This is a genomic window from Caulobacter sp. GW821-FHT11A05 (assembly GCF_058809015.1).
The window spans coordinates 1-634 of record NZ_JBXASF010000035.1; the positions used below are offsets into that span (position 1 = coordinate 1).

A 634-nucleotide genomic window follows, 5' to 3' on the forward strand; every position below is an offset into this window, starting at 1 on the left:
GGATGATCGCCCGCTTTGTCCAGGCCGTGCCCTGCCGTGAGCCCAGGCAGGATCCGGCCGCCGAGGCGCTGGCCGAGCTGGTTACTGTCCGCCGCCAGCTCAGCGAGGAGAAGGTCCGCTTGGTCAACCAGGCTGGCCACCATCAGGACGCCCTGGTCAGGCGCATCACAACACGCCGACTGCGACGGATCGAGGCCGATATCCTGCTGCTCGACAGACGGCTGGCCGAGCAGGTTCAGGCCAACCCTGTGATGGCCGCAAGAGAGCGTCTGCTGCGGTCCATGAAGGGCGTCGGCCCGGTGCTGGCCCATACCCTCCTGGCCATGCTCCCCGAACTGGGCGAGCTGACCGCCCGCCAGATCGCCGCCTTGGCCGGCGTCGCCCCCTACGACCACGACAGCGGAAAGCTCAAAGGCAAGCGCAGCATCTGGGGCGGACGGGCCAGCGTCCGCAACGTGGCCTACATGGCCGCCCTCTCCGCAAGCCGGACAAACCCTCCCCTCAGGGCCTTCCACCAACGCCTGCGAGACTGCGGCAAAGCTCCAAAGGTCGCGCTCATCGCCGTCGTCCGGAAAATGCTCACCACCCTCAACGCCATGCTCAGAGACAACAAGCCCTGGACACAGCTCACCGC

The 634-nt window shown here is 67.4% G+C and carries 1 protein-coding gene; it reads left to right on the forward strand.

The window, feature by feature from the left end:
• Positions 1–634 (forward strand): transposase (locus AC1RSK_RS24150; RefSeq protein ID WP_492910254.1); only part of this gene is annotated, 634 nt, incomplete at both ends.